The following is a 25,111-nucleotide window of genomic DNA, read 5'->3' as shown; positions in this document are numbered from 1 at the left end:
TGAGCGCGCAAGGATTTTTTTGGAAAATATTCGGGCGGGAAGGGAGGCGCCGGGTCTGAAGTTGTGGCCGGCTTCTGTCGAGTTGCTGGAGCCTGCTTGCATAGTGGGACTATGGGGCTTGTCTTTGCTTTTTGAGGCGACCGTGATGCCTTTGTAACCTTCGCGCCGGTTTATCGTTGGAGTAGTAGAAGTTTCAGTTTTGCGGCGCCGTTTTTTGGCTTCTCGTCTTGTGCGCTAATCTGAAGTGTTTGGAATTACTGTTCTTACGGAGCTCTCAGCATGTCCAGTCCAGCAGTTGTGCTTGGGATAGATGGCGGAGGTACGCGTACTCGCGCCTCCATAGCGCAGGATGGGCATGTTCTGGCCTTTGCGGAAGCTGGTTCCATCAAGCGGTTGCGTGTAGGGGCCGCGGCTGCGGAGGAAAATCTTCGCGCCCTGCTGGCAGAAATCTACAAGCAGGCCGGCGTGACGAGTCTGTCCGCTGCCTGTGCCGGGGTTGCCAGTCCGACCATGCCCGGCGTGCAGGAGTGGATTCACGCCGTCTTCAACGACTTCAAGGTTTCGCGCTGCGAGGTGGTGGGGGATGAGGTGATTGCCCTCGACGCCGCAGTGAAGGGTGGGCCGGGGATTCTGCAGATTGCCGGGACGGGCTCGAACTGTATTGGGCGCACGCCGACGGGGGAGCGCGAGAGCGCAGGAGGCTGGAGTTCGCGGCTGGGAGATGAAGGCTCCGGATACTGGATTGGGTTGCATGCGATTCGCCGGGCGCTGAATGCCCGGGACCGCGAGGAGCCGACGCGTGTTCTCGATGTTGTTGGCCAGTTGTGGGAGACCAAGACGCTCGACGAGCTAGTGGACCTGGGCAACTCTACGCCCGGGCCAGATTTTGCCGCGCTTTCTCCGGCGATCAGCCAACTTGCCGAAGAAGGCGACCCCGTGGCGCTGGGGGTTTTGCACCAGGCCGCTGCGGATTTGGCCAGCTCCGTTCTGCTGGTTCGCGACAAGCTTTTCCGCAAGCACAATCTCAGGGAAGAGGTTCCGGTTGCCTATATCGGCAGCATCCTTGGCAAGGTGCGCATTGTGCGGGAGGGCTTTGTGGCTCGCCTTCATGAGGCCGCCCCGAAGATGCCGATTCTGGAAGGCGAAGTGAACGGGATTGATGGCGCGTTGTGGCGCGCGGCCCGCCTCTCCCGGCAGTCTTAAATCTTCCTCTCATCTTCCTTACGCCTGCTTCCGTCTATTAACCAGACAGAGGGAGCGTGCCTTGATGCTCGTCTTCAGGTTTTCCGCGAAAGTTATTCTTGTGCTTGGAGTTGCCGTAGCGGCTTGCGCCGCGCAGGACCCGGCTACCAGCCTGCAGGCTCTCACGCCTACGCTTACTGTCACCAGCCGGGAGGTACTGCTGGATATTGTGGTGACGGACGAACATCGCCACCCGGTCACCGGCCTTACCGCTGCCGATTTCACCGTTACGGAGGAGGGGCAGGCACAGACTATCCGGCACCTGGAGGAGCATTCTTCACTCAATGCCGCTGACGTGGCCAAGCTGAAATCTGCGCCGCCGCTGCCGCCGAATACTTTTACCAACTTCACGCCGGTTGCGAACAGCAATGCTTATACGGTGATTTTGCTGGACGCGCTCAATACGCCCGTTCCGGCGCAGATGTATCTCCGCCAGCAGATCATCGCGTACCTGAAGCACATGCAGCCGGGGACGCCGATTGCGATCTTCCAGCTTGATACGGAGATGCGGTTGATCCAGGGGTTTTCGACGGACCCGCAGGTTCTGCTGGCCGCAGCGGACTCCAAGCGCAATCAGATTTCGATGCGGCGGCCTATTTACGGCACGCCGGACTACTACCTGCGGATGAAGAACCAGATTCTTGGCGCGGGGCTGCAGGAGATGGGGCGGTATCTTGCCGGTTTTCCGGGGCGGAAGAACCTTGTCTGGTTTACGGGCAACGTGCCTACATGGGCTACTGGCGCGCCGTCTGTGGAAGAGGTGGAGCGCCGCGCGGGCAATCCTTTTCGCGATAGCTTCAGCGTGTATGACGACGCTCTAGCCGGAATGACGGACGCGCTGAGCTTGAGCCGCGTGGCTGTTTATCCCATTGACGCACGTGGATTGCAGACGCTGCCTGGCTTTGATGCTGCCTCGCGTAGTGGCCCGATGCCGGGTATCAGGGGATTCAGCGCCCGACAGGCTTATAACCACATGAACCTTGACCAGATGGCGGAAGCCACCGGCGGCAAGGCCTACTACAACACCAATGGGCTGAAGGAAACGCTGGCGGAGATTGTGGCCAATGGCTCGAACTACTACACGCTTGCTTACGCTACCGGCAATCAGAAGTGGCAGGGGGAGTTTCGGCACATTAAGCTCACGGTGAGCCGCCCCGGAGCAACGCTGCAGTACCGTCCCGGCTACTATGCCGTGGACCGTACGCTGCTTGAGCAGCGGCAGCTTGCCAATATTGAGGCACGCAAGCGTGCGAAGATGACGACGCAGACGGCTCCGCCGGATGCTGTTTCCGCTGCTCCCAATGTGGATGAGAAAGGGGCGCTTATCCAGCGGCCCAAGGAAGGGTTTGACGCGGCCATGCAGCTTGGCGCGGTGCCGCCTACGGAGATTGTTTTTACCGCCGCGCTCAGCATTAACAATAGCGTGACGAAGCTAGGCAAGAATGATCCGCTGCCGAAGGATAACTTTCTCAAGGACGATTACAAAACGAAGCCGTTCCGCAACTTTGATGTTGCGATTCACACCGATGCGCACTCGCTCAACATTACGCAGTCGCAGGACGGCAAGCGCCACGGCTCGCTGATGTTTGTTACCGCGCTGTTTACTCCCGAGGGCGAGATGATTAACTCCATTGAGAGCACGATCACCTTTAACCTCGGCAATGACAGCTACCGCAAGCTGCTGCAAACGGGGTTACCCGTGAAAGAGCAGATTGCGGTGCCGGTGAAGGGGAATTACTTTTTGCGCGTGGGCATTCACGACCTTAGCAATGACCGGGTGGGCGCGCTGGAGATTCCGGTGGACCAGGTGCGCGCTGACGTTACGCCGCCGGTGTCTGCTTCGCGCTAGAGCAGTACGCCGGCGTGAATGGAATGCACGAGTTTGCCTGCGGCGTCCACGGCGACAAGGTTGGCGGTTTGTCCTGCGGCTACGGAGCCTGCGAGGTCGGAATAGCCTGTCATGGCGGCGGGATTTGCGCTTAGCAGTTTGAGGCCGTTTTCTACCGGAGCGCCGGTGAACTCGACGAAGTTTTTGAGGGCACGCTCCAGCGTGAGCACGCTTCCGGCGAGCACTCCATTCGCCATGGCGCGGCCATTGGCCACCTGTACGGGGAAACCGCCGAGAGTGTATTCGCCATCGGGCATGCCTGCGGCGGCCATGCCGTCGGTAATCAGGATGGCGCGGTCGAGGCCCTTGGATTTCCACCAGATTCGCACCAGCTCCGGGGCGGTGTGGATGCCGTCGCAGATGAGTTCGGCGAAGAGGTTGTCGTCTGCCAGCACTACGCCGAGGATGCCGGGCTCGCGGTGGTCGAGCGGGCGCATGGCGTTGAAGGTGTGCGTAGCGCTGGTTGCGCCGGCGTGGATGACCGCTTTGGTCTCCGCAGCCGTGGCGTTGGAGTGGCCCATGGAGATGCGTACGCCCTTCTTGACGGCGTGCGCTGCCAACTCGACTGCTCCGGGCAGTTCGGGAGCCAGCGTCATCAGGCGGACGTGGCCTTCGGCGGCCTCGTACATTTTGTCGAAGGTGTCGATTTGCGGCGGCAGCAGCAGGTCGGGTGGGTGGACTCCGCGCTTGGCGTGCGAGAGGAATGGGCCTTCAAAGTGGATTCCGATGGGCCAGGTTGTCTGGTCATCGGGTGCGCCTTTTTCGATGAGCTTGGCGATGCCGTTCAGCGCTTTGAGCGTGGCGTCGATGGGGGCTGTGACCGTGGTCGCGAGGTATGCGCCCACGCCCTTTTGCGCAAGGAAGCCGCCGATGGTATTCAGGGCCTCGGGTGTGCCTTCCATTACGTCGTACCCGGCGGAGCCGTGGATGTGCACGTCGAAAAATGCCGGTCCGAGCGTCAGGCCCGGAAAGTCGTGGCGCTCTCCGGCGGGAATCTCCGCTTCCTTTGCGCTTGCGACTGAAGCGATCTGTCCGTCTTCCACCACCACCACAGGGGACTCAACCAGCCGAGCCCCATCCCAAAGCCGATCTGCCGTAAATACCGTGCGCATATTGCCCATTATCGCAGCCCTGCGGGTATACGCGGTACGAGTAACAGCAAATTGAAACAAGGCTGCACCTTCTCGTGAAATGATGTTTTTATCCCTTCATCGAAGAGAGCGCTATGAGTACCAGCCGCCGCAATTTTCTTAAACTCCTCAGCACCGGCGCACTGTCGGCCACCTTTCCTGCAAGCATCCGCCGCGCGCTGGCGATTCCGGCCAATCATCGCACGGGCTCCATCGCGGACATTGAGCATATCGTCATCCTGATGCAGGAGAACCGCTCCTTCGACCACTACTTTGGCACTTTGCGCGGTGTTCGCGGCTTTGGGGATCCGCGTGCAGTGACGCTTCCCAATGGGCAGCCGGTGTGGTGGCAGCCGCATGGAGACAGCCACCTGATGCCGTTCCATCCGGGTGGCGCGGATGGGCCGAGCCTGGGGTTGCAGTTTCTGGACGGGACGCCGCACGACTGGGCCAGCACGCAGAAGGCCTTCAACCAAGGGCATCATGACCAGTGGGTTCCCGCGAAGGGCCTGCAGACGATGGCGCATCTTGTACGCAGCGATATTCCTTACCACTTTGCGCTTGCCGATGCCTTTACGCTTTGCGATGCGTACCACTGCTCGCTGCTTGGACCGACCGACCCTAACCGCTACTACATGTGGTCCGGCTGGGTGGGCAATGACGGGCAGGGCGGCGGTCCGGTTGTGGACAATGCTGAGGCTGGATATAGCTGGACGACGTATCCTGAGCGGCTTGAGTCCGCGGGCATTCACTGGAAGATTTATCAGGACATTGGCGCCGGGCTGAACCAGAAGGCCGGATGGGGAGAGACAGAGGACGCCTATATTGGCACCTACGGCGACAACTCACTGCTCTTCTTCAAGCAGTTTCAGAATGCCGAGCCGGGCAGCGTGTTGCATCAGCGTGCCAAGGCCGGGACCAACATTGCGGAGGGCGGCACGCTCTTTGACCACTTCCGGCAGGATGTTCTCTCTGGAAATTTGCCGCAGGTTTCGTGGGTGGTTGCTCCGGAGGCCTACTCGGAGCACCCCAACTGGGCGGCGAATTTTGGCGCGTGGTATATTTCGCAGATTCTCGACGCGCTGACGGCGAGTCCAGAGGTGTGGAGCAAGACGGCGCTGTTGCTTACTTACGACGAAAACGATGGGTTCTTCGACCACATGCCGCCGCCGGTTGCTGCGGCTACTCGCGAGCAGGGGCTTTCGACTGTTCCGACGGAGCATGAGTTCTTTCCCGGCCACGAGAAAGAGCCCGCTGGGCCGTACGGGCTGGGATTGCGCGTGCCGATGTTTGTAATTTCGCCGTGGAGCAAGGGCGGCTGGGTGAACTCGCAGCTCTTTGACCATACCTCGATGATTCGCTTTATCGAGCAGCGCTTTGGTGTGCATGAGCCGAACATTACTCCGTGGCGGCGTGCTGTTTGCGGAGACCTGACTTCGGCCTTTGATTTCTCCGTGCCGGATACCAGGATGGTCTCGCTGCCGCATACGATTGCTTATGTTCCCAAGGACAACAAGCGCAACCCCGGCTTTTACCGGGAGCCGCCGAAGGAGCAGTCCATGCCTGTGCAGGAGCAGGGAACTCGGCCTGCACGCGCTCTGCCGTATGAGCTGCACGTTGTGGGTGAAGCGGAGGCTGCGGCCTTCCGGCTCCACTTCCGCAATACGGGTAAACAGGCGGCGGTCTTTCAGGTGCGCTCTGCCTGTGGGGCGGCTCCGCGCACTTATACCGTTAGCGCTGGTGCGGAGTTGTCGGATACGTGGGATTCGGCGGGTGGATACGATTTGTCTGTCTATGGGCCGAATGGGTTTCTGCGGGTATTTAAGGGTAGCTCCGGCCACGCGGTAGAGACTGCGCTGGATTATGACCGGGCTACTGGCAGCGTGCGTTTGCACATTCACAATCATGGTGCGGCGGCTTTTCAGGCGCGAATCCATGATGGCTACAGCGGTAAGACGCTTCGGCAGTCTGTGGAGGCGGGTAGGGCGTGGCAGCAGACATGGGCGCTGACGGACTCTTCCGGCTGGTATGACTTGCTTGTTGAAGAAGAAAGCAAGCAGGGGTTCCGCCGTCATCTGGCGGGGCATCTGGAAACCGGCAAGCCCAGCACCAGCGATCCGGCTATCGGAGGGCAGGCTCGCGCTGTTTAAGGGACTAAACTTGCTTTATGAGCAAGCAGTCGGAAAAGCGCATCGGCATCCACCTCGGCACTGCCGGCGGTGCTTTTAACGCCGTCCTGCGCGCCACGGAAATTGGCGCGAACACCTTTCAGTTTTTCTCGTCGAGCCCGCGCATGTGGAAGGCTCCGAAGGTTAACCCGGCGCATGCCGAAAAAATGCGCGAGCTGCGTGCCGCGCATGACGTGAATCCGGCGGTGATTCACACCAGCTACCTGGTGAATCTCGCAAGCCAGAACATCGAAACCCGTAAAAAGAGTGTCGATGCCTTTCGCGGGGAAATTGAGCGGGCGCTGGACTGGGGAGCGGAGTATCTGGTGCTGCATCCCGGCTCCTGGAAGGGGCTTACGCGTGAAGAAGGGCTTACCGCTGCTGCGGAATCCATTGAGCAAGCTATTGACGGCTTGCCGTGGCAAGGAACGCCTTTCCACATCCTCATCGAAAACACCGCCGGAGCCGAGTTCTCGCTGGGCGGCAGCTTCGAGCAGGTTGCCGAGTTAGTGCATCGTCTGCGCGCCCACGCGCCGGTTGGCGTTTGTCTTGATACCTGCCATACCCATGTTGCCGGTTACGACCTTGTTAGCGACGAAGGCTACGAAGAGACGATGAAGCAGATTGCCGCGACGGTCACGTTTGAATCTGTCCGCGTGTGGCATGTGAACGACGCCAAGGCCGCCATGGGCAGCAAGCTCGATCGCCATGAAAACATCGGGCAGGGAACGATTGGGATTGAGCCTTTTCGCAGGCTGCTGAATGACAAGCGGTTTGCGCATGCTGCGTTTATCGCGGAAACGCCGGTAGACGAGCCCGGCGACGACGAGCGGAATGTGAAAACGCTTCTGAGCCTGGTCGGCTAACCGCGTGTGAAAATCCGGCAGCAGGTTTGCGCATGATGAATGACGTCAAGGTAAGATGGTCGCGTAAGCCTGTCAATCGGAGGTCCGCGATGTTTCTGTTCTCCCTTCGGTTTCCTGTGGTCTTGGCGTTAGGCACATTTGCGCTTCCCGCTGCCGCACAGAGCGCGGCGGTGCAGGCCAAGCTGCATAAGCCCGAACCGCCCAAGCCCTACACGGCAGAGTACAAAATCACCACCGTGCAGACGCTTCCCAACAACATCACCATCACCCGTGAGTCCTCGGAAACCGATGCGCTGGATTCGACGGGACGTCGTTTGACATCTACAACAGAGTTGACGCCTCAATTATGGGCAGTGCCTCACACCTCCGGCAGGGTTTTTAGCCGAGAAACACAGGCAAATTGGGATTCGCACTCAAAAAAAGCCTTTATTACCCAACAACCACCCAAAGATCAACAGCACGGATGCTGGGCAGATGAGATGGGAAGAACCCGCATGGAATGGCCGGACCCCGCAAACCCGCGGCCTCATGCTGCCGTTCAACCTCCGGGAGTACAGCCCAAACACACTTCCGAAGATCTCGGCAAAACCACTATCCAGGGCATAGAAGCCGTAGGCGTCCGCAATATTCAGACAATTGCTGCCGGTGAGATCGGCAACGACCAGCCAATCCTGACGACTTTCGAAACCTGGCAAGCAACGAGTGGGACACACGTCCTCCTGCGCTCCATACAGGTTGAGCCGATGATTTCAACCACAACTACGCGCGAAATCGTCACTTTCACCGAAGGCGAACCTGATCCTGCGCTATTTCAGCCGCCTGACGGCTATGAAGTGAAAAACATAGAGTTACACCAGGTTCCCTGCGCGTAGTAATTCTTCTGCAATCGCCGCGCCATTTACACTAGAAAGAGCTATGGCGGAAGAGAAAGAACTGAGATACGACCCGGCAGCCATCGAGCCGAAATGGCAGGAGCGCTGGGCGAGCGACCCCAATTTGTACGCGGCGGACGCGGTAGACAGCGGCAAGCCCAAGTACTACGTGCTGGAGATGTTGCCTTACCCGAGCGGCCAGCTCCACATGGGCCACGTGCGCAACTACTCCATTGGCGATGCCCTTGCGCGCCACCAGTGGATGCGCGGCTACAACGTTTTGCATCCGATGGGCTGGGACGCCTTCGGCCTGCCCGCGGAAAACGCAGCGCTCAAAAACAATACGCCCCCGCGTGAGTGGACACTTTCGAACATCGCTGCGATGAAGCGGCAGATGCAGCGCCTCGGCCTGGGCTACGACTGGGCGACAGAAGTTACCACCTGCCTGCCCGACTACTACCGCTGGAACCAGTGGTTCTTCCTGCGCATGTACGAAAAGAACCTCGTTTATCGCAAGAAGAGCAAGGTGAACTGGTGTCCCGATTGCGCTACGGTGCTGGCCAACGAGCAGGTCATCAATGGCCGCTGCTGGCGGCATGAAAACACCATCGTGGAGCTGCGTGATCTGGAGCAGTGGTTCTTCCGCATTACCGCGTATGCGCAGGAACTGCTCGACGGCCTGGACAAGCTCGAAGGCTGGCCGGAAAAAGTGCGCACCATGCAGCGCAACTGGATCGGCCGCAGCGAGGGCACCGAGGTTGATTTCACCGAGGAAGCAAGCGGCGAGAAGATTCGCGTTTTTACTACGCGCGTCGATACCATCTTCGGCGCGACCAGCGTGCAGCTCGCGCCCGAACACGCGATCGTAGCGCAGTTCACGGCTACCGACGCTGACCTGAAGGCCAAGGTCACCGAGCTGATTGACGAGCAGAAGAAGGCTCGCGAGGCTGGCGACATTGGTGCGATTGAAAAACACGGCGTGCCGACGGGACATTTCGCTATCAATCCGTATAACGGCGAAAAGGTGCCCATCTGGGTGGCTAACTACATCCTTGCCGACTACGGCACCGGCGCCATTATGAGCGTTCCCGGCCACGACGAGCGCGATTTTGAATTCGCTGAGAAGTACGGTATTCCCGTGCATCGCGTGATTGCGCCCGCGGACCCGAACGCCGAAGAACCAGCGCTGCCATTCATCTCTGAGGATGGCGTGCTCATCAACTCCGGCGACTTCAACGGGCTGACGTGTGAACAGGCTCAGAAGAAGCTGCAGCAGATTGCGGCAGAGAAGGGCATTGGCGAAGCGACGATAACCTTCCGTCTGAAAGACTGGGGCGTAAGCCGCCAGCGCTACTGGGGCACGCCGATTCCGTTCATCCACTGCGAGCGCGATGGCATTGTTCCTGTGCCTGACGATCAGCTCCCCGTGCTGCTCCCTGAGAGTGTGGAGATTACGCAGACTGGTGGCTCGCCGCTGAGCCGTGTGCCGGAGTTTGTCAACGTTACGTGCCCCAAGTGCGGCGGTCCCGCACGGCGCGAAACCGACACGATGGACACCTTTGTCGATTCAAGCTGGTACTTCTATCGCTACACCGATGCGAAGAATGACAAGGGGCCCTTCGAGCCTGCGAAGGCGCAGCACTGGTTCCCTATCGACCAGTACATCGGCGGTGTGGAACACGCCATTCTGCACCTCATCTACTCGCGCTTCTGGACGAAGGTGATGCGCGATCTCGGCCTCATCAAGAACGATGAACCAGCGCGGCGGCTCTTTACGCAGGGCATGGTCATCAAAGACGGCGCCAAGATGTCGAAGTCGAAAGGCAATGTGGTTTCGCCGGACGACATGATTAAGAAATATGGTGCGGATGCTACGCGCATGTATGCGCTCTTTGCCGCGCCGCCGGATCGCGATCTCGATTGGCAGGAAGATGGTGTGGCAGGAGTCAGCCGTTTCCTTGGCCGCGTCTACCGCCTGGTGATGAAGTATGCGGAAACGGCTCGCGAAGCCAACGGCCAGTCTGTTGCTGAGCCCAGCGGCGTTTCGCTTAAGCTGTTGCGCAAGCTGCATCAGACCATCGCCAAAATTACGCAGGACTTTGAAGGCCGCTGGCACTTCAACACCTGCGTCGCGGCCATTATGGAACTGGTCAACGAAATCACCGCTGCCGACGCGCAACTTGCATCGGGAGAAGTTCCTGCGCCGGTCATTCGCGAACTGCTCACATCTCTTATCCTGCTGCTTGCGCCCTTCGCGCCATTCATCGCTGCCGAACTATGGGCGGAGCTTGGTGAGGAGTCCGCAGTGCTGCGCGCCGCATGGCCCGTAAGCAACGCTGACCTTGCGAAGGAGGATGAAATTGAAATCTCCGTGCAGGCCAATGGAAAGCTCATTACGGTCATTCGCATTCCCGCAGATGCCGACGCTAAGGCAATCGAAGCAGCAGCGCTTGCGGATGAAAAAGTGCAGGCCCGCATCGCTGGAAAGAACGTTGTGAAAATTATCGTGATTCCCGGCAAAACGGTGAACCTTGTCGTCAAGTAGCACGCCGGTTCGCGGAACCCAGTCCCTTGTGGAACAGATGGGCTGGGTTTTCGTGCGGCCGCTGCTTACAGTGCTGGAAGTTGCATGGCGCTGGCTTATCGGCGCGCCGGTTCTGTGGATATGCTGGCAGCAGTTGCAGAAAATCCTCGCTGCGGTTCCCCCGGAATCCACGGGTCTCACCACCATCAATTGGCAAAATCCCTGGGTGGCCGCGCTCAAGCTCGCCGCAGCCTGGGAAGCCTATCGTCCGCACGTCGTTAGTGTGGTTACGTGGCTTGCTCCCGTTGCTGCCGTTGCATGGGTCGTCCTCTCCGCCATCGGGCGTAATGTCGTTCTCAAGCGAATGGAACCCAGGCTCCCATTCCGCCCGTTTTCCATGATCGCTCTGCAAGCCGCATGGCTGGCGCTGCTCGCATTCACCGGATGGGCATGGTGGCAGTCCATCCGTTGGACCGCCAGCACACACATCAGCGCTACCGGCGAGCCTGATCTTGTTGGCTACACAATATGGGCTGTTTTCCTCTCGCTGGGATTCTTCACTCTCTGGGCATTCATCAGTTGGGCTGTAGCCATCGCGCCCATGCTGGTGTTGCTCGAAAAGTGTTCCAGCCTCTCCGCGCTTGGATCAAGTCTCACCCTTGGGAGAGCATTCACCGGCAAGCTGGTCGAAGTCAATTTAGTCATGGGCATCGTCAAACTCATGCTGATTGTGCTGGCAATGGTCTTCTCCGCGGTGCTTATCCCGTTCAGCGATGAAGTGGGCGTGAGCGCGCTGCATACCGAATGGCTGATTGTTTCGCTCTTCTACTTCATCGCCAGCGACTACTTCCAGGTCGTCCGCCTTAAGAGCTTTATTGAATTCTGGCGCGTTTTTCGAGCCGATTCTAAGGATTAGCTGAGCTCCTTACTTTGCAGGATCCGCAGACAGCGCTTCCTCTTTCAAAAAATCAGCGCTTAGTGTGTGCTTCTCTTTTGCCACCGGCAGCAGTGTTGGATAAAACTGCACAAACGTAGTGTCCACCGCCGCATGGGCACTATGGCATGTATAGCAAGCAGCGCCTTGTGGAATCAGCGTGCCCTTGCTCGTGGGCTTTTCAAAGTCGAAAAACGCCCACTTGCCGGGAAAACGCGACTCATCCTTTACGTGCACTTCCATGCCCATGACATCCGCGCCCTGAAAATGCCCATGCTTGTTGATGGAACCATTTCCACGCGCCTCGCGAGTCTCCAGCACCATTACTGTTTTATCCGGCCATGTGCCCGTTGCCAGAAAACTGCGGTACGCTTCCGGGGTGACGAACACGTTGTCGAACATGGTCATGTCCGCAGGCTTCGCGTTGTAGCTCATATCGATTCCAGAGCTCAGATAAATCCACTCGCGATAATTGGTTGGCGGCAGCATCTCGCCAGCTGGCGTGTACGCAGGTGCATTGGCAGAAGCGGCCTGTGCCACTTTTAGAGGGCGCAAGCCAAAAATGAGTAAAGCTGCGGTGAGACAGACTGCGCCTGACGACAGGGCAAAAAGATTCCAACGCACGGTGGCCTCCGATGCTGGAAGAAACGCATCCAGCATACCGAAAGTTCCACCTGCCAACGTTATTTTTGTTGTTTGCAGTTAGAAAAGCTTGAGGTGAATCACGAAATACTTCTTTGGATTCTCACGAATGGCCTGAATCAACTGTTTCGACTGGTCCAGTGTCGCGTTCAGGTTGTCATAGGCGGAACGATTGACGGCCAGTTGTCCAAGCGTTCCCTTGCCGTCGTTGATGCCGGAGAGCAGGGAGTTGAGATTCGTCACTGCGCCATTCAGTTGCGTCGCAAACTTCGGGTCCTTGGCAATTTTGCCCAGCGCGCCTTCGCCGTTATTCACGCCTGCGAGCAGTTTGTTCAGGCTTGCTGCGGATGAGTTCAGATTGTTGTACAGCGAGTCGTCCTTGAGCAGCTTGCCTGCTGTGCCTTTGCCTTCGTTCAGGCCGGCAGTCAAATCGTGCAACTGGTCTACCGTCGAATTCAGCTTGGTGTAAAGGGTGTCATCCTTTAGCAGCTTGCCCAGCGTGCCGTTGCCCTTGTTGATGGACGCTGTTACTCCTTCGAGATTGGTAGTGAGCTGCGTGAGATGGTTATACAGCGCCGGATCGTGAATCAGCTTGCCTGCCGAGCCCTCGGATGAGTTCAGCGAATCCATCAGCGTATTGAGTTTCTTCATCACCAGCGTGGCTTGCTGCAGTGCATCCTGGCTGGTGTCCACCACTTGCTGAATGGTAGAAACCGTGCGTGCCGGAAGCTCCGCATTGTTCGCAGGTTCCGGCCCTGTTGCATGCGAGGAAGTGATGTTGACGTAGCTATCGCCCAGCACGCCGGCTTGCGCAATCGACGCAATGGAATCCGTATGCACCATCTTGGCCGCGTCGCCACCAATCTGCATGGTGATTTCCACGGGAGTGGGATTGTGGGAAGGCACAAGGGTAATGGCCGTGATATTGCCCACGGTTACGTCTTCAATCGTGACGGGTGCACCCTTTTTCAAGCCTGATGCGCCAGTGAAGTAGGTACGCAGCTTCAGCTTCTTTGAGAACAGGCCGCCCGTGGAGCCCGACATCAGAAAGATAAGAAAGATAAGGATGGCCGCGCTTACGACGACCAACGCACCGACTTTAAGTTGCGACCACTGTATCTCTTTGCGGCTTGGCACGATGCTCCTCGGGTGGAACGCTCAACCTACAGTAATCTCTTTGAGGATACCAGAATGGGCCATCCCGGCAGGCCGATTGGCTCTGAACTCAGGGTTCATTCTCCAGCACAACGCTGGCCATGGCGGTAGTCCTTGAATGCGTGAGAGATAGCGCGGAGTGCCGCACGCCCATCTGCGTGGCCCGCTCCGCGGCGCGGCCATGAAAGAGGACCGCCGGCCTGCCGCCGGGTTCGCGAACTACTTCAATTTCAAGCCAGTTAACGCCGTGGCTGATGCCCGTACCCAGCGCTTTTGCCCCGGCTTCTTTTGCGGCAAAACGCGCGGCCAGACTCTCGGCGGCATTCTTCTTCCGCATGCAATAGGCCTGCTCCGCGGGCGTGTAGATACGGTTGAGAAAGCGTGCCCCGTAGCGGTCAAGCGACTCCTGAATTCGCTCAATCTCAATCAGGTCAATTCCCGAGCCGACAATCATAGATATGAAGCTACATGATTTCGGCTGCTGCCGAAACCCCACGCGGCAAATCCCGCTGCCCGGATGCAGATGAGAATTTGCTAATGACCCTGCGTGGCGCGTCGGTTACCGGCATCCAGTCGCGCTTCGGTACATCCGTTAACCGGATCGTATGCTTTTTCTTATCCTTGTACCAAAGGCGGTCAAAGCATGCCGGGCGAGCGTTCAACTCCCGAACAGGAATCATGTTGTGCACGTGTGCCCCGATAAACCGAGTGTGCGATTTAATCTTCCACAACGCGAGTTGGTGCAGCCGGTCAGCGTGCCATGGGCCTTGGAGATGCAAGCCATCTCTCGAGTTGACCCGTTGCACCTGGTGCGCACGCTCAGCGGAGCCATTCTTGGCTGTGGCGGATGGGTGCTGAGCCGCAGCGCCAGTGACACGGGCCGCGTCAGTATGCTGTTCGAGTTTGAACGGCAATCGTGCCTGGAGATTTACAGCGTAATGGTTGCTGCTGGAGTTGAGCTGAGCCAGAGCGGCCACATCCGCATGACCGAACTTTGCCACTGCACCCGCAACCATGTGGAGGATTGCGGAATGGAAATTGCCAGCATTGATTTGCAGGTGCAAACCATGCCGAACAAGGCTGCGCAGAACTCCTCCGCGAGCGGAGCCCCGTCCAAGGGGGTTGCCTGAGCCTCAGCCTGCTTCTACCAGGCCATACTTGCGCTGCCATGCTTCCTTGAGTCTTGCCCACACGCGCGCCCGCTCCGCTTCTGTTCCTTCGGAATTTTTCGGGTCGGGTTTTGCAAAACGTGCCGCTTCCATCTTGGCAATCTCCAGCAGTTTGCGATCGCGTACAAGATTAGCAACGCGGAAATCAGGGAGCCCCGCCTGCCGCGTGCCGAAGAACTCTCCGGGCCCGCGCATGGAAAGGTCCAGCTCGGCTAGTTCAAAGCCATCCTGAGTGCGAACCATCGCGTTCAATCGCTCTTCCGCTTCTTCGCTCACGCGAGCGCCGGTCATCAGGATGCAATAGCTCTTCGCCGCTCCACGTCCTACGCGTCCGCGCAACTGGTGCAACTGGGCCAGCCCGAATCGCTCCGCATGCTCAATCACCATTACGCTTGCATTTGGCACGTCCACGCCAACTTCAATCACGGTTGTTGAGATGAGCACGTCAATCTCGCCGCGTTGAAAGCGCCGCATGATGACTTCCTTGTCGTCTGCGCTGAGCCGCCCATGCAGCAAGGCAATGCGCAAGTCATTCAGCGGCCCGCTGCGCAGCTTGTCATACATATCCGTGGCGGACTTCAGGTTCGACTTTGTTTTCGAGCGAGTTCCTTTCGCTGCGGAAGGGAACAGGTCCGCGGTTTTGCCCTTCTTCGCAACCTTGCGCGGTTTTGCGGCTTCGACTGCTACTGCCGCCTGTGCTGTGTCTTGCGAGAAATCCAGCTCCGGCTGGTCATCCCGCGAGCCTTCAATCACGGGATAGACAACGTAAGCCTGCCGTCCCTGCTTCACCTGCTTGCGCACAAAATTCCACACATCCTCGGCGCGCTCATCGGTTACGCGACGCGTCACAATCGGAGTGCGCCCCGGCGGAAGCTCATCCAGCACGCTTAAATCCAAATCGCCATAGAGTGAAAGCGCCAGCGTGCGCGGAATCGGCGTTGCGGTCATCACCAGCACATCGGGTTCGGCCTGGTTCGGCTTTTTCATCAGCCGGAAGCGCTGCAGAACACCAAAGCGATGCTGTTCATCGACAACGACGAGGCCAAGCTTGTCGAACTCTACCTTTTCTTCAATCAGCGCATGTGTGCCAATTACCAGATTCGCCTCGCCGCGATTGATAAGCCCGCGATTCGATCGCTTGCGGTCCTCATCCTGCGAGCCGGTCAGCAGAACGATCCGGTACTTGCGCGAGGATTTTTCCAGCAGCTTGCGCGCCGCAAGAAAATGCTGCGTGGCCAGAATCTCCGTGGGAGCCATCAGCGCGGCTTGATAGCCGTTCTCCATTGCCACCAGCATTGCCTGCAGAGCCACAATCGTTTTGCCGCTGCCTACATCGCCCTGCAGCAGACGCCGCATCGGCGAAGGATGCTTCATGTCGGCAACAATCTCGCCGAGCGCGCGCTTCTGCGCCGTTGTGGGATGAAACGGCAGCACCTCGCGAATGGCTTCGCGCACCTTGTCATTGGTCTCAAAGCCAATACCGGCGCGCTCGCGCAGCCTGCGCCGCTTCAGCTCCAACCCAAGCTCCAGGAAAAACAGCTCCTCAAAAATCAGCCGCTTGTGCGCAGGCGTTGCCCACGCCTGCAGGTCCGCCATCGAAGTGCCTTCCAGCGGATAATGCACCTCGCGCAGCGAAGTCTCGCGGTCCGGAAGACCAAGCCGCTCCACCATTGCGGCGGGCAGGCACTCCGGCATCGCGCCACGCATGGCTTCCAGCAGGTTGAAGATAACTTTGCGCTGCCACCGCGAAGCCAGCCGCGTTCCCAGCGATTCATACACGGGAGTAATCCGCCCAACTTCCAGCAGATGCGTCTCCGCGTCGTCCGTTGCGTCAGGCAGCAACTCCCACTGCGGGTTAATCATCTTCATGTTGGAAGTGGAACGCGAAGGCTCTACCTTGCCAAAGACGGCCACCGTCTGCCCCGGCTCAAACTTGCCCTGCAGATAAGTTCCGTTGAACCACATGCACTTCATGGCGAACCGGCCCTGGCCTAAAGTCAGTTCGAAGATGGGCGCTTTGCGCGTGCGCAACAGGGCCGTCCCGCGCACCTCCGCAATCACGCTGGCCATCTCGCCCGGCTTCAGCTCGTCCAAGCTGCGGGGATTCTGCCGGTCTTCATAGCGAAAGGGCAGGTGATAGAGCAGGTCCTCGGCAGTCACAATGCCCTTGGCCGCCAGCATCTCTGCCACGCGCGGCCCCACGCCGCGTGCATACATTACCTCTGTCTTAAGCTCCATCACGTCAGTTATCTCATCATGGATGCTAAAGCATTGCGCTTTGCTGAAGTGTGGGAATAACTCAAGCCGCGCCTCATGCGTTATCGTGGAGTACGGCAAAACAAATCGAACTGTTGGAGCCTGTTCATGGTCATCTGGAACCGCCGTAACTTTCTTCGCGCTGCCGGAGTTGTCTCCGTAGCCTCATCCCTCCCCGGTATTCCCTTGCTGTCCGCGCAGGAAACAGACACAAAACCCGTTGCCGCTAACGACCACATCCAGATTGCCCTCATTGGCGCGGGAGGTCAGGGGCAGGGCGACACCGGCGTGGCCGTCTCCATTCCCGGCGTCAAGCTTGTTGCCGTTGCCGACTGCTATGGTGGCCGTCTTGCGCGCTCGAAAGAGAAGTGGGGCAATGACGTCTTCACCACGCGCGACTACCGCGAAGTTCTTGCCCGCAAAGATATCGATGCTGTCATCGTCGGAACGCCCGATCACTGGCATAAGCAGGTCTCCATTGATGCCATGAAGGCCGGCAAAGACGTTTACTGCGAAAAGCCCATGATTCACGAGTACGCTGACGGACCGGAGATGATTAAGGCCGCCAGCGAGACCAAGCGCATTCTGCAGATTGGCAGCCAGCGCGTCAGCGCGCCCACGTACATCAAGGCAAAGGAACTGCTGGCGTCCGGAGCCATCGGCCAGCTCAATATGGTTACCGCCTACTGGGACCGCAATACATCTATCGGCGCGTGGAACTACACAGTTCCGCTCGACGCCAGCCCGGAAACCTGCGACTGGACGCGCTTTCTCGGCACCGCGCCGAAAATTCCCTTCAACGCCGAGCACTTCTTCCAGTGGCGCAAGTGGAAGGCTTACGGCTCCGGCGTTGCCGGCGACCTCTTCGTGCATCTCTTCAGCGGCACGCACTTCATTACTGGCTCGCACGGCCCCACGCGTGCCATGGCCACCGGCGCTATCCGTTTCTGGAAGGACGGTCGCGATGCGAATGATGTTGTTCTCGGTCTCTTCGACTACTCCGAAGGCTTCAATCTCAGCTTGCGCGTCAACTTTGTAGACGGCGGCAGCGAGGGCGAAGGCCTCACCTTCACCGGCTCCGAAGGCACCATGGAAGTCAGCAGCGGCAGTGTTCGCGTCCGTCGCGTTCCGCGCCAGAAAGCGCCGGGCTACACCGTTGATACCTTCCCGGAAGCCATGCAGGAAAAAATCCTCGCTGCTTATAAAGCCAAGTATCCCGAGAGCGGCTTTGACACCGCTCCCGATGGCGGCGTGGAGCGCTACAACGCGCCGGAAGGCTCGGATGACAGCCACGAGCACTTCAAAAACTTCTTCAACTCCGTCCGTACGCGCCAGCAGCCAGTAGAAGATGCGACCTTCGGCTATCGCGCAGCCGGAGCAGCTCTGCTTGCCAACCTCAGTGTTGACCGCGGCCAGGTTGTCCGCTGGGACCCCGAGGCCATGAAACTGCTATAAGCCGACGGAACTATTTGAAGCCCATTGCGTATTACGTGCGGGGGTAATTTGGGAGTTTTGCTAAACTGCTCGCAGTTCGCAAACCCAGTCTGCCCCACGCACGTATTTTTTTAGCAACGCAGCAGATCCTTCGGGAGAATCCATGCCAGTTGTCGAACTCGCGGGAGTGACCAAGGCCTACGAAAACAAGGTCGCCGTCAACAACCTCAGCCTGTCTATTGAAGCCGGCCAGATGTTTGGCCTGCTCGGCCCCAACGGAGCCGGAAAAACCAGCTCCATCCGTATGATGATGGGCATCACCATGCCTGACTCCGGCCAGGTCAACCTCTTCGGCAAGCCCTTTGAACGCAAAAGCCTGGAGCGTGTCGGCTATCTGCCGGAAGAACGCGGCCTCTATAAGAAGATGAAGGTCATTGACCAGCTTGTCTTTTTTGGCGAGCTTCATGGAGTTGCGCCAGCCGATGCGCAGACCCGCGCTGTAGCGTGGTCCAAGCGATTAGAAATCGCCGACGCCCTGCAAAAGAAAACAGAAGAGCTGTCGAAGGGCATGCAGCAGAAGATTCAGTTCATCTCCTCTCTGCTTCACGACCCCGGCCTCATCATCATGGACGAGCCATTCTCTGGCCTCGACCCCGTCAACGCCACGCTGCTGGAGCGCACCTTGCTTGAGCTGAAGGACCAGGGCAAAGCTATCCTCTTCTCCACGCATCGCATGGACCAGGTGGAAAAACTCTGCGACTCCATCTGCCTTGTGAACAGAGGGGAAGCGGTGCTTGCAGGCCGCGTTCGCGAGATTAAATCCCGCTACAACCGCGACCGCGTGCTCATCGAGTTTGAAGGCGACTCGTCCTTCCTGCAGAGCCCGGAAATTGCCGAAGCGAACAACTTTTCCGGTCACGCAGAAATCAAGCTCAAGCCCGAGGGCGATGCGCAAAAGCTGCTTCATGAAGCGGCGTCCAAAGCTACCATCTACCGCTTTGAGCTGGTTGAGCCGTCACTTGAAGAAATCTTTATCCAAACTGTGGGAGGCAAGGCCGATGCGTAATATCTTTCTGGTCGCAAAGCGCGAGTATCTTGAGCAGGTTCGCGGACGCGCCTTCCGCTTTTCCACCATTCTTGTGCCGGTTATCTTCGCTGCCGTCATCGGCGTAAGCGTTCTGGCGGGCAAAAACTCAGGCGTCGGCAAACATATCCTTATCGCCACCACAGATACCAGGCTTGCCGGCGACATCGAGACGCAGCTTACATCGGATAAAGAATCTCAAACCACCGTAGATGTGATTCTCCCGTCCTCGGCAGCCGAGCGCGACAGCCTTGTAAACAAGGTGCGGAGCAAAGAGGTGGATGGCCTGCTCTGGCTCGACGTGGACCCATCCGGAAAAATCGCCGCTAGCTATACTTCGCAGTCCTCCGGCGACTTCCTGATTGCTGACCGCGTGGAATCCGCGCTTAACCACGCGCTTTCTGCAGAGCGGCTCAACGCACGAGGCATGAGCAAGGCCGATGTCGATGCCATCATGAAGACCGTTTCCGTGGATACGTTGCAAGTAGACAAAGCTGGCAAGGAAGTGAAAAGCAGCGGCGTGGGTTCTTATCTGAAGGGATACGTCATGGCGTTACTGCTGATGATGACCAGTCTGCTCTACGGCATGAATGTGGGCCGCTCCATCATTCAGGAAAAGACCTCGCGCATCTTCGAGGTCATGCTTTCCTCGGTCAAAGCCAGTGACCTGCTTGCAGGAAAACTCATTGGAATTGGCGCCGTTGGCATCACGCAGCTTGCCATCTGGGGCGTTGCCGGCGCGGCCATTGCTACTTATCCCACCGCTGCGGCCGTGCTCTCCGGGAAGTTGTCGATTCATCTTTCATGGCTGGAAGCCGTGATCTTTCTTGTCTACTTCCTCCTTGGCTACCTGCTGAACTCTTCCATCTTCGCCGGCCTTGCCGCAAGCTGCGAAACCGAGCAGGAGCTGCAGATGTATACGCCGCTGGTCTCCGTGCCGATAGCTCTCAGCTTTTCGTTCATCGTTTTTATCCTGAATAATCCCAACTCCATCTGGTCCATTGCCGCGTCGCTCTTTCCGCTCACCGCGCCCATCATCATGATGCTGCGCATGGGCGCGGCCACGCCGCCCATATGGCAGTTCGCCGCCTCCATCGCAATCATGATTCTCAGCGTATGGGCCATTCTGTGGGTCTCCGCGCGCCTCTACCGCGTCGGCATCCTCATGTACGGCAAACGCGCCACGTTGCCTGAACTGCTGCGTTGGCTGCGTTACAGCTAGAGTTGCGGTCACTCAACGGATAAAATCAAGAGAGTGACCGCAAGCTCCGCAACAAACTTTACCCTCGGCCAGCGTATTATCCTCGCCATCGTTCCGCGTACCGTCTGGACGCTGCTCTGGCTCATGGGTCTTACCTGGCGTTACGAGGTCATCGCGCCGGAAGGCGTGACCCCGCTCATTGATGGCCGCGGAGCCGGCGCGGAAATCTTCGGCTTCTGGCATCAGTGCGTTCTGCCTTGTGCGCATTACTTCCGCCGTACCGGCGCTGTCATTCTAATCAGCCAAAGCTTTGACGGTGAGTTGATTACCCGCATTCTGCGCATGTTTGGCTTTGATGCCGTGCGAGGCTCCAGTTCGCGCTCTGGTCGCGAAGGGCTGCTTGGACTCAAGAAGGTTCTCGAAGAAGGAAAGCCAGCAATCTTCACCGCTGACGGTCCACGTGGTCCCATCTATCAAACAAAAATGGGCCCCATCAAGCTGGCACAACTCACCGGCGCACGCATCGGCGCCTTCCATCTTGAGCCGGAAAATGCCTGGGTCATGAACTCCTGGGACCGCTTCCTCATTCCCAAGCCCTTCACGAAAATCGTAGTGAGCTGGGGTCCCTGGACCCACGTACCAACCGACACGTCTGCCGATCAGTTTGAGCCTAAGCGCGAAGAGCTGAACGCCGCCATTGAAACCGCGCGTCTGCGCGCTCTGAAGCATTTCAACAAGGCTCAGGATAAGGCGGCATCATGAGCAATCTCAAAGTCTCCGACTTTGACTTCCATCTTCCGCAAGAGCTAATTGCGCAGCAGCCGCCTGCCGAGCGCGGCACAAGCCGCATGCTCGTGATGGACCGCACCACCGGCGAGTTAACTGACTCCTTATTTGCAAACTTCGTGAATCAACTCAACCCCAGCGATCTGCTTGTAATGAACGACAGCCGCGTCATTCCCGCTCGTCTCTACGCACAGCGCACGACCATCCGCGACCGTGAGGCCGCCACGGGCCGCATCGAAGTCATGCTCACCGAACCCGAAGGGGAAAACAGATGGCGAGCCCTCGTCCGCCCCGGCAAAAAAGTAGCTGTAGGGGAACACCTCGCATTCTCATCCGCATCCGGCCAGGTCGAACTGGAAGCCGAAGTATTAGACCGAGGCGAATTCGGAGAGCGTCTTTTGCAGTTTGCGCCGCCAGATGATTTCTACGCAGCGCTGGAACGCATCGGCCACATGCCGCTGCCGCCTTACATTCACCGCGACGATGCCAATACCGATCGCGAGCGCTACCAGACTGTCTACTCACACGAACGCGGCTCAGTAGCCGCGCCAACAGCGGGCCTGCACTTCACGCCACAAATTCTTGAGGCCATCGCCGCACGCGGTGTAGAAACAACCCGCGTCACCCTCCACGTTGGTCTCGGCACCTTTGCGCCCTTGCGCGTTGAGCGAATCGATGAGGTCCATCTCCACCGCGAACGCTACACACTTTCCGCTCAAACCGCAGATGCCATTAACGCCGCTGTGCGCAGCAACCGGCGCATCGTAGCTGTTGGTACAACAACCGTTCGCACGCTGGAGCATTGTGCGCAGCAAGCCAACGGCATGCCGCTGCAGCCGCACAGCGGTACAACGCAAATCTTCCTCTCCCCCGGCTATCAGTTTCGTCTCGTAGGCGCATTGCTCACCAACTTCCATCTGCCGCAATCGAGCCTGTTAATGCTGGTTAGCGCCTTTGCCGGGCGCGAAAACGTGCTTGCCGCTTACAATCACGCCGTCGCGCAAAAATATCGTTTCTTCAGCTATGGCGACTGCATGTTCCTTCGCTGATAAACTGAGCAACGTGCCAACCGAAGTGCAACAACCCGTCTTCCTGCTCGACACTATGTCGTTCATCTTCCGCGCGTACCACGCCATGCAGCGTTCGCGCCCCATGTCCACGCGCTCCGGCCTGCCCACTGCGGCCACCTATGTTTTTGTGAACATGATTAACAAGCTGCGCCAGGACTTTGCGCCGCATTACTTCGCTGCGGTCTTCGATGTCAGCGGCAAGGTCTTCCGCGACGAGCGTGCTCTGGCCATCGGCACGCTGCGCAAGTGGAACAGCAAGCTGCAAGCCTTTGAAGAAGTCAGCTACGACGGCTACAAAGCCAAACGCGAAGCCATGCCCGAGGACCTGCGCCGCCAGATTCCTTACATCCGCCGCGCACTCGAAGCCTTCCGCATTCCCATCCTTGAAGCCGAGGGCTTTGAAGCCGACGACGTCATCGGCACACTCTCGCGCCAGGCATCCGAGCAAGGCCACGAAGTCTTCATCGTCTCCGGCGACAAGGACATGATGCAGCTCGTCAACGCGCATGTGAAAATCCTCAACCCACAAAAGGACAATCTCATCCTTGATTCGGCCAAGGTGGAAGAAACCCTTGGCGTGCCTCCGGAGAAAGTCATCGACGTGATGGCTCTGCGTGGCGACACCATCGACAACGTTCCCGGCGCACCAGGCATCGGCGACAAGGGCAGTGTTGATCTCATTAAAGAATTTGGCAGCGTAGAGGCTGTCCTCGATCGCGCCGCAGAAGTGAAGCGTAAAAGCTATCGCGAATCGCTCGAACAAAATCGCGATGCTGTTCTGCTTTCAAAAGAGCTTGTTACCATCGACCAGAACGTTCCGCTCACGCTGGACCTTGCGACCATGCAAACGCAGGATCTTGATGTGGATGCCTGCCGCGAGCTCTTCACCGAGCTTGAATTCACCTCGATGCTGAAAGAGCTGGCTCCCGCGCCACCAGCTATCGAAGTAGAGCTTCTCGACTCACCGACCAGCGAGCAAATCGCAGCCTTCTACGGTGCAGCCAAACAAAACGGTTTTGCTTTTGCTCTTGATGCAACAGCCTCTGCATCGCAAGTCTCGGAAGAGGAATCAGAAGAGCCGCAGACACTCTCGCTACTCGATCTTGCGGAAGCCGTCGAAAAGAAAAATGAATTCCACGTAGGCGCGTGCGCGGAGCAGGGAACCGCTCTTTCGCTCGAACTCACGCCAGAGTTGCGCAATCTCTTAGAAGACAAATCCATCCACAAGCAAGCGCACGACTTGAAACAGTCTTTGCATTTGCTGCATGACAACGGAGTGGAGCTGCATGGCTCGGCAGATGACACCATGCTGCTCTCCTACGCGCTGAATCCCACGCACTCTACGCAATCCATCGCAGACGTGGCAGCGCGCAATGGGCAAACGCCGCCCGCATCGCTTGCTGCCGCCGCAGCCGCTATTCACGCACTTATCCCTGCACTTCGCGCACACGCCAACGAGTATCAAGTTGCTTCTGTTTACACCGACATCGACCTGCCACTCGCGCCGGTTCTCTATCGCATGGAGCAAGCCGGCGTCCGCATCGACAAAGCCTTGCTCAGCAGCCTCTCCGAACGCTTTGCAGGAGAAATCAATCGCATCGGTGAGCGCATCTACGAGCTGTCCGGCAAGCGCTTCAATATCAACTCGCCCAAACAGCTTGGCGTCGTTCTCTTTACAGACCTTGGCCTTCCCGCGCCCAACGTTCGCGGCAAAGGCAAAGCCATTTCCACCGCGCAGGATGTGCTGGAAAACCTTGCAGAAAAGCATGAAGTTCCGCGTCTTGTCCTCGAATACCGCCATCTGTCGAAACTGAAATCCACTTATATCGATCAGCTTCCTTTGCTTGCTGACGCAGACTCACGCGTGCACACAACATTTCAGGCCGCGGCCACCGCAACTGGGCGCTTATCTTCGATCAACCCGAACCTGCAGAACATTCCCATCCGCACGGAACTTGGCCGCGAGATTCGCGCAGCCTTTATCTCCGCGCCCGGCACGCAGCTTCTCTCTGCGGACTACTCACAGATCGAGCTGCGCCTGCTTGCACACTTCAGCGAAGACCCGCTCCTCATCCATGCTTATCAAAACGACATTGATATCCACACGCTCACCGCAAGCGAAGTCTTCGGCGTGCCTGCCGACACAATGGACAAGGAGACGCGCAGCCGCGCCAAGGCTGTCAACTTCGGCATTGTTTACGGCATCTCGCCCTTCGGTCTCGCTGCGCAGTTAGGCATTCCGCAAGCGGAAGCACGCAGCTATATTGACCGTTATTTCGCCCGCTATCAGGGCGTGCAGGCATTCATTGAAAAAACGCTGGAAGAGACACGCCGCAGTGGCAGCGTGCGCACGCTCTTTGGCCGCTTGCGCCCTATTCCCGACATGGAAAGCCGCAATCCCAACCAGCGCGGCTTTGCTGAACGCACTGCTATCAATACGCCGCTGCAAGGCACTGCGGCAGACTTGATCAAGCTGGCGATGATAGCGCTTGACCGTAAGCTTACCGAGCGCAAGCTGAAAACGCGCATGGTGCTGCAGGTTCACGACGAACTTCTCTTTGAAGTTCCCGATGACGAACGGGAAGAAGTGGAGGCTTTAGTACGAGCCGAGATGGAAGGCGTCATCAAGCTCAAGGTGCCGCTTGTAGCAGACCTCGGCTTTGGTCCTAACTGGCGCGATTTGTAATCGC

At 58.2% G+C, this 25,111-nt stretch carries 19 protein-coding genes; 14 read left to right on the top strand and 5 right to left on the bottom strand.

What is annotated here, in order from left to right; translation table 11 throughout:
- Nucleotides 1–279 precede the first annotated feature (279 nt).
- The gene (locus AC5S3R_RS15315; RefSeq protein ID WP_494267977.1) at nt 280–1,203 is read left to right on the top strand and encodes an N-acetylglucosamine kinase; all 924 of its coding nucleotides are present in this window, start codon (nt 280–282) and stop codon (nt 1,201–1,203) included.
- A 64-nt stretch (nt 1,204–1,267) separates the two neighbouring features.
- Nucleotides 1,268–3,091, top strand: a complete 1,824-nt coding sequence (locus AC5S3R_RS15310) for a VWA domain-containing protein (protein ID WP_494267976.1) — start codon at nt 1,268–1,270, stop codon at nt 3,089–3,091.
- Here the strand turns inward: AC5S3R_RS15310 and nagA are convergent.
- Nucleotides 3,088–4,242: an N-acetylglucosamine-6-phosphate deacetylase gene (nagA, locus tag AC5S3R_RS15305; RefSeq protein ID WP_494267974.1), complete on the bottom strand. Its 1,155-nt coding sequence runs from the start codon at nt 4,240–4,242 to the stop codon at nt 3,088–3,090. The genes AC5S3R_RS15310 and nagA overlap by 4 nt on opposite strands.
- A 113-nt stretch (nt 4,243–4,355) precedes the next feature.
- On the opposite strand from nagA, the gene AC5S3R_RS15300 reads away from it, so the two are divergent.
- From AC5S3R_RS15300 to AC5S3R_RS15280, 5 genes are all read left to right on the top strand, one after another.
- Nucleotides 4,356–6,410, top strand: a complete 2,055-nt coding sequence (locus tag AC5S3R_RS15300) for a phosphocholine-specific phospholipase C (RefSeq protein WP_494267973.1) — start codon at nt 4,356–4,358, stop codon at nt 6,408–6,410.
- A 17-nt stretch (nt 6,411–6,427) separates the two neighbouring features.
- On the top strand, nt 6,428–7,294 hold the full coding sequence (locus tag AC5S3R_RS15295; protein ID WP_494267972.1) for a deoxyribonuclease IV: 867 nt from the start codon (nt 6,428–6,430) through the stop codon (nt 7,292–7,294).
- 89 nt (nt 7,295–7,383) lie between these two features.
- Complete coding sequence (locus AC5S3R_RS15290) at nt 7,384–8,166, top strand: hypothetical protein (RefSeq protein WP_494267971.1); 783 nt, start codon at nt 7,384–7,386, stop codon at nt 8,164–8,166.
- A gap of 43 nt (nt 8,167–8,209) precedes the next feature.
- Nucleotides 8,210–10,711, top strand: coding sequence for a leucine--tRNA ligase (leuS, locus tag AC5S3R_RS15285; RefSeq protein ID WP_494267970.1), 2,502 nt, complete (start codon nt 8,210–8,212; stop codon nt 10,709–10,711).
- Complete coding sequence (locus AC5S3R_RS15280) at nt 10,698–11,606, top strand: hypothetical protein (protein ID WP_494267969.1); 909 nt, start codon at nt 10,698–10,700, stop codon at nt 11,604–11,606. The genes leuS and AC5S3R_RS15280 overlap by 14 nt, the downstream gene beginning before the upstream one ends.
- 9 nt (nt 11,607–11,615) lie before the next feature.
- On the opposite strand, the gene AC5S3R_RS15275 is transcribed toward AC5S3R_RS15280, so the two are convergent.
- From AC5S3R_RS15275 to acpS, 3 genes are all read right to left on the bottom strand, one after another.
- Complete coding sequence (locus AC5S3R_RS15275; RefSeq protein WP_494267968.1) at nt 11,616–12,248, bottom strand: cytochrome P460 family protein; 633 nt, start codon at nt 12,246–12,248, stop codon at nt 11,616–11,618.
- A gap of 78 nt (nt 12,249–12,326) precedes the next feature.
- Nucleotides 12,327–13,403, bottom strand: a complete 1,077-nt coding sequence (locus AC5S3R_RS15270) for an MlaD family protein (protein ID WP_494267967.1) — start codon at nt 13,401–13,403, stop codon at nt 12,327–12,329.
- Between the two features lie 88 nt (nt 13,404–13,491).
- On the bottom strand, nt 13,492–13,875 hold the full coding sequence (gene acpS / locus AC5S3R_RS15265) for a holo-ACP synthase (protein WP_494267965.1): 384 nt from the start codon (nt 13,873–13,875) through the stop codon (nt 13,492–13,494).
- 256 nt (nt 13,876–14,131) lie between these two features.
- On the opposite strand from acpS, the gene AC5S3R_RS15260 reads away from it, so the two are divergent.
- On the top strand, nt 14,132–14,551 hold the full coding sequence (locus AC5S3R_RS15260; RefSeq protein ID WP_494267964.1) for a hypothetical protein: 420 nt from the start codon (nt 14,132–14,134) through the stop codon (nt 14,549–14,551).
- A 3-nt stretch (nt 14,552–14,554) separates the two neighbouring features.
- Here AC5S3R_RS15260 and recG read toward each other — a convergent pair whose 3' ends face one another.
- Nucleotides 14,555–16,828 carry an ATP-dependent DNA helicase RecG gene (recG, locus tag AC5S3R_RS15255; protein WP_494267963.1) on the bottom strand — a complete coding sequence of 758 codons (2,274 nt, stop codon included), beginning with the start codon at nt 16,826–16,828 and terminating at the stop codon, nt 14,555–14,557.
- Between the two features lie 126 nt (nt 16,829–16,954).
- Between recG and AC5S3R_RS15250 the strand changes: the two genes are divergently transcribed.
- The 6 genes from AC5S3R_RS15250 (at nt 16,955) to polA (ending at nt 25,107) form a co-directional block, all read left to right on the top strand.
- Entirely contained in the window at nt 16,955–18,301 is a 1,347-nt protein-coding gene (locus AC5S3R_RS15250; protein WP_494267962.1) for a Gfo/Idh/MocA family protein, read from the top strand.
- Between the two features lie 142 nt (nt 18,302–18,443).
- A complete protein-coding gene (locus tag AC5S3R_RS15245; RefSeq protein ID WP_494267961.1) occupies nt 18,444–19,346 on the top strand; it encodes an ABC transporter ATP-binding protein in 903 nt (300 codons plus the stop codon).
- A complete protein-coding gene (locus AC5S3R_RS15240; RefSeq protein ID WP_494267960.1) occupies nt 19,339–20,586 on the top strand; it encodes an ABC transporter permease in 1,248 nt (415 codons plus the stop codon). Before AC5S3R_RS15245 ends, AC5S3R_RS15240 begins: the two co-directional genes overlap by 8 nt.
- A 33-nt stretch (nt 20,587–20,619) precedes the next feature.
- Entirely contained in the window at nt 20,620–21,327 is a 708-nt protein-coding gene (locus AC5S3R_RS15235) for a lysophospholipid acyltransferase family protein (RefSeq protein WP_494267959.1), read from the top strand.
- Nucleotides 21,324–22,400: a tRNA preQ1(34) S-adenosylmethionine ribosyltransferase-isomerase QueA gene (gene queA / locus AC5S3R_RS15230; RefSeq protein ID WP_494267957.1), complete on the top strand. Its 1,077-nt coding sequence runs from the start codon at nt 21,324–21,326 to the stop codon at nt 22,398–22,400. The genes AC5S3R_RS15235 and queA overlap by 4 nt, the downstream gene beginning before the upstream one ends.
- A gap of 13 nt (nt 22,401–22,413) precedes the next feature.
- The gene (polA, locus tag AC5S3R_RS15225; protein ID WP_494267956.1) at nt 22,414–25,107 is read left to right on the top strand and encodes a DNA polymerase I; all 2,694 of its coding nucleotides are present in this window, start codon (nt 22,414–22,416) and stop codon (nt 25,105–25,107) included.
- The last annotated feature ends 4 nt before the right edge of the window (nt 25,108–25,111 follow it).

It is taken from the genome of Occallatibacter sp. FHG110214_02, from assembly GCF_059115385.1.
The sequence above is the reverse complement of the archived record's forward strand: the minus strand, read 5'-3'. Positions and strand labels throughout refer to the sequence as shown.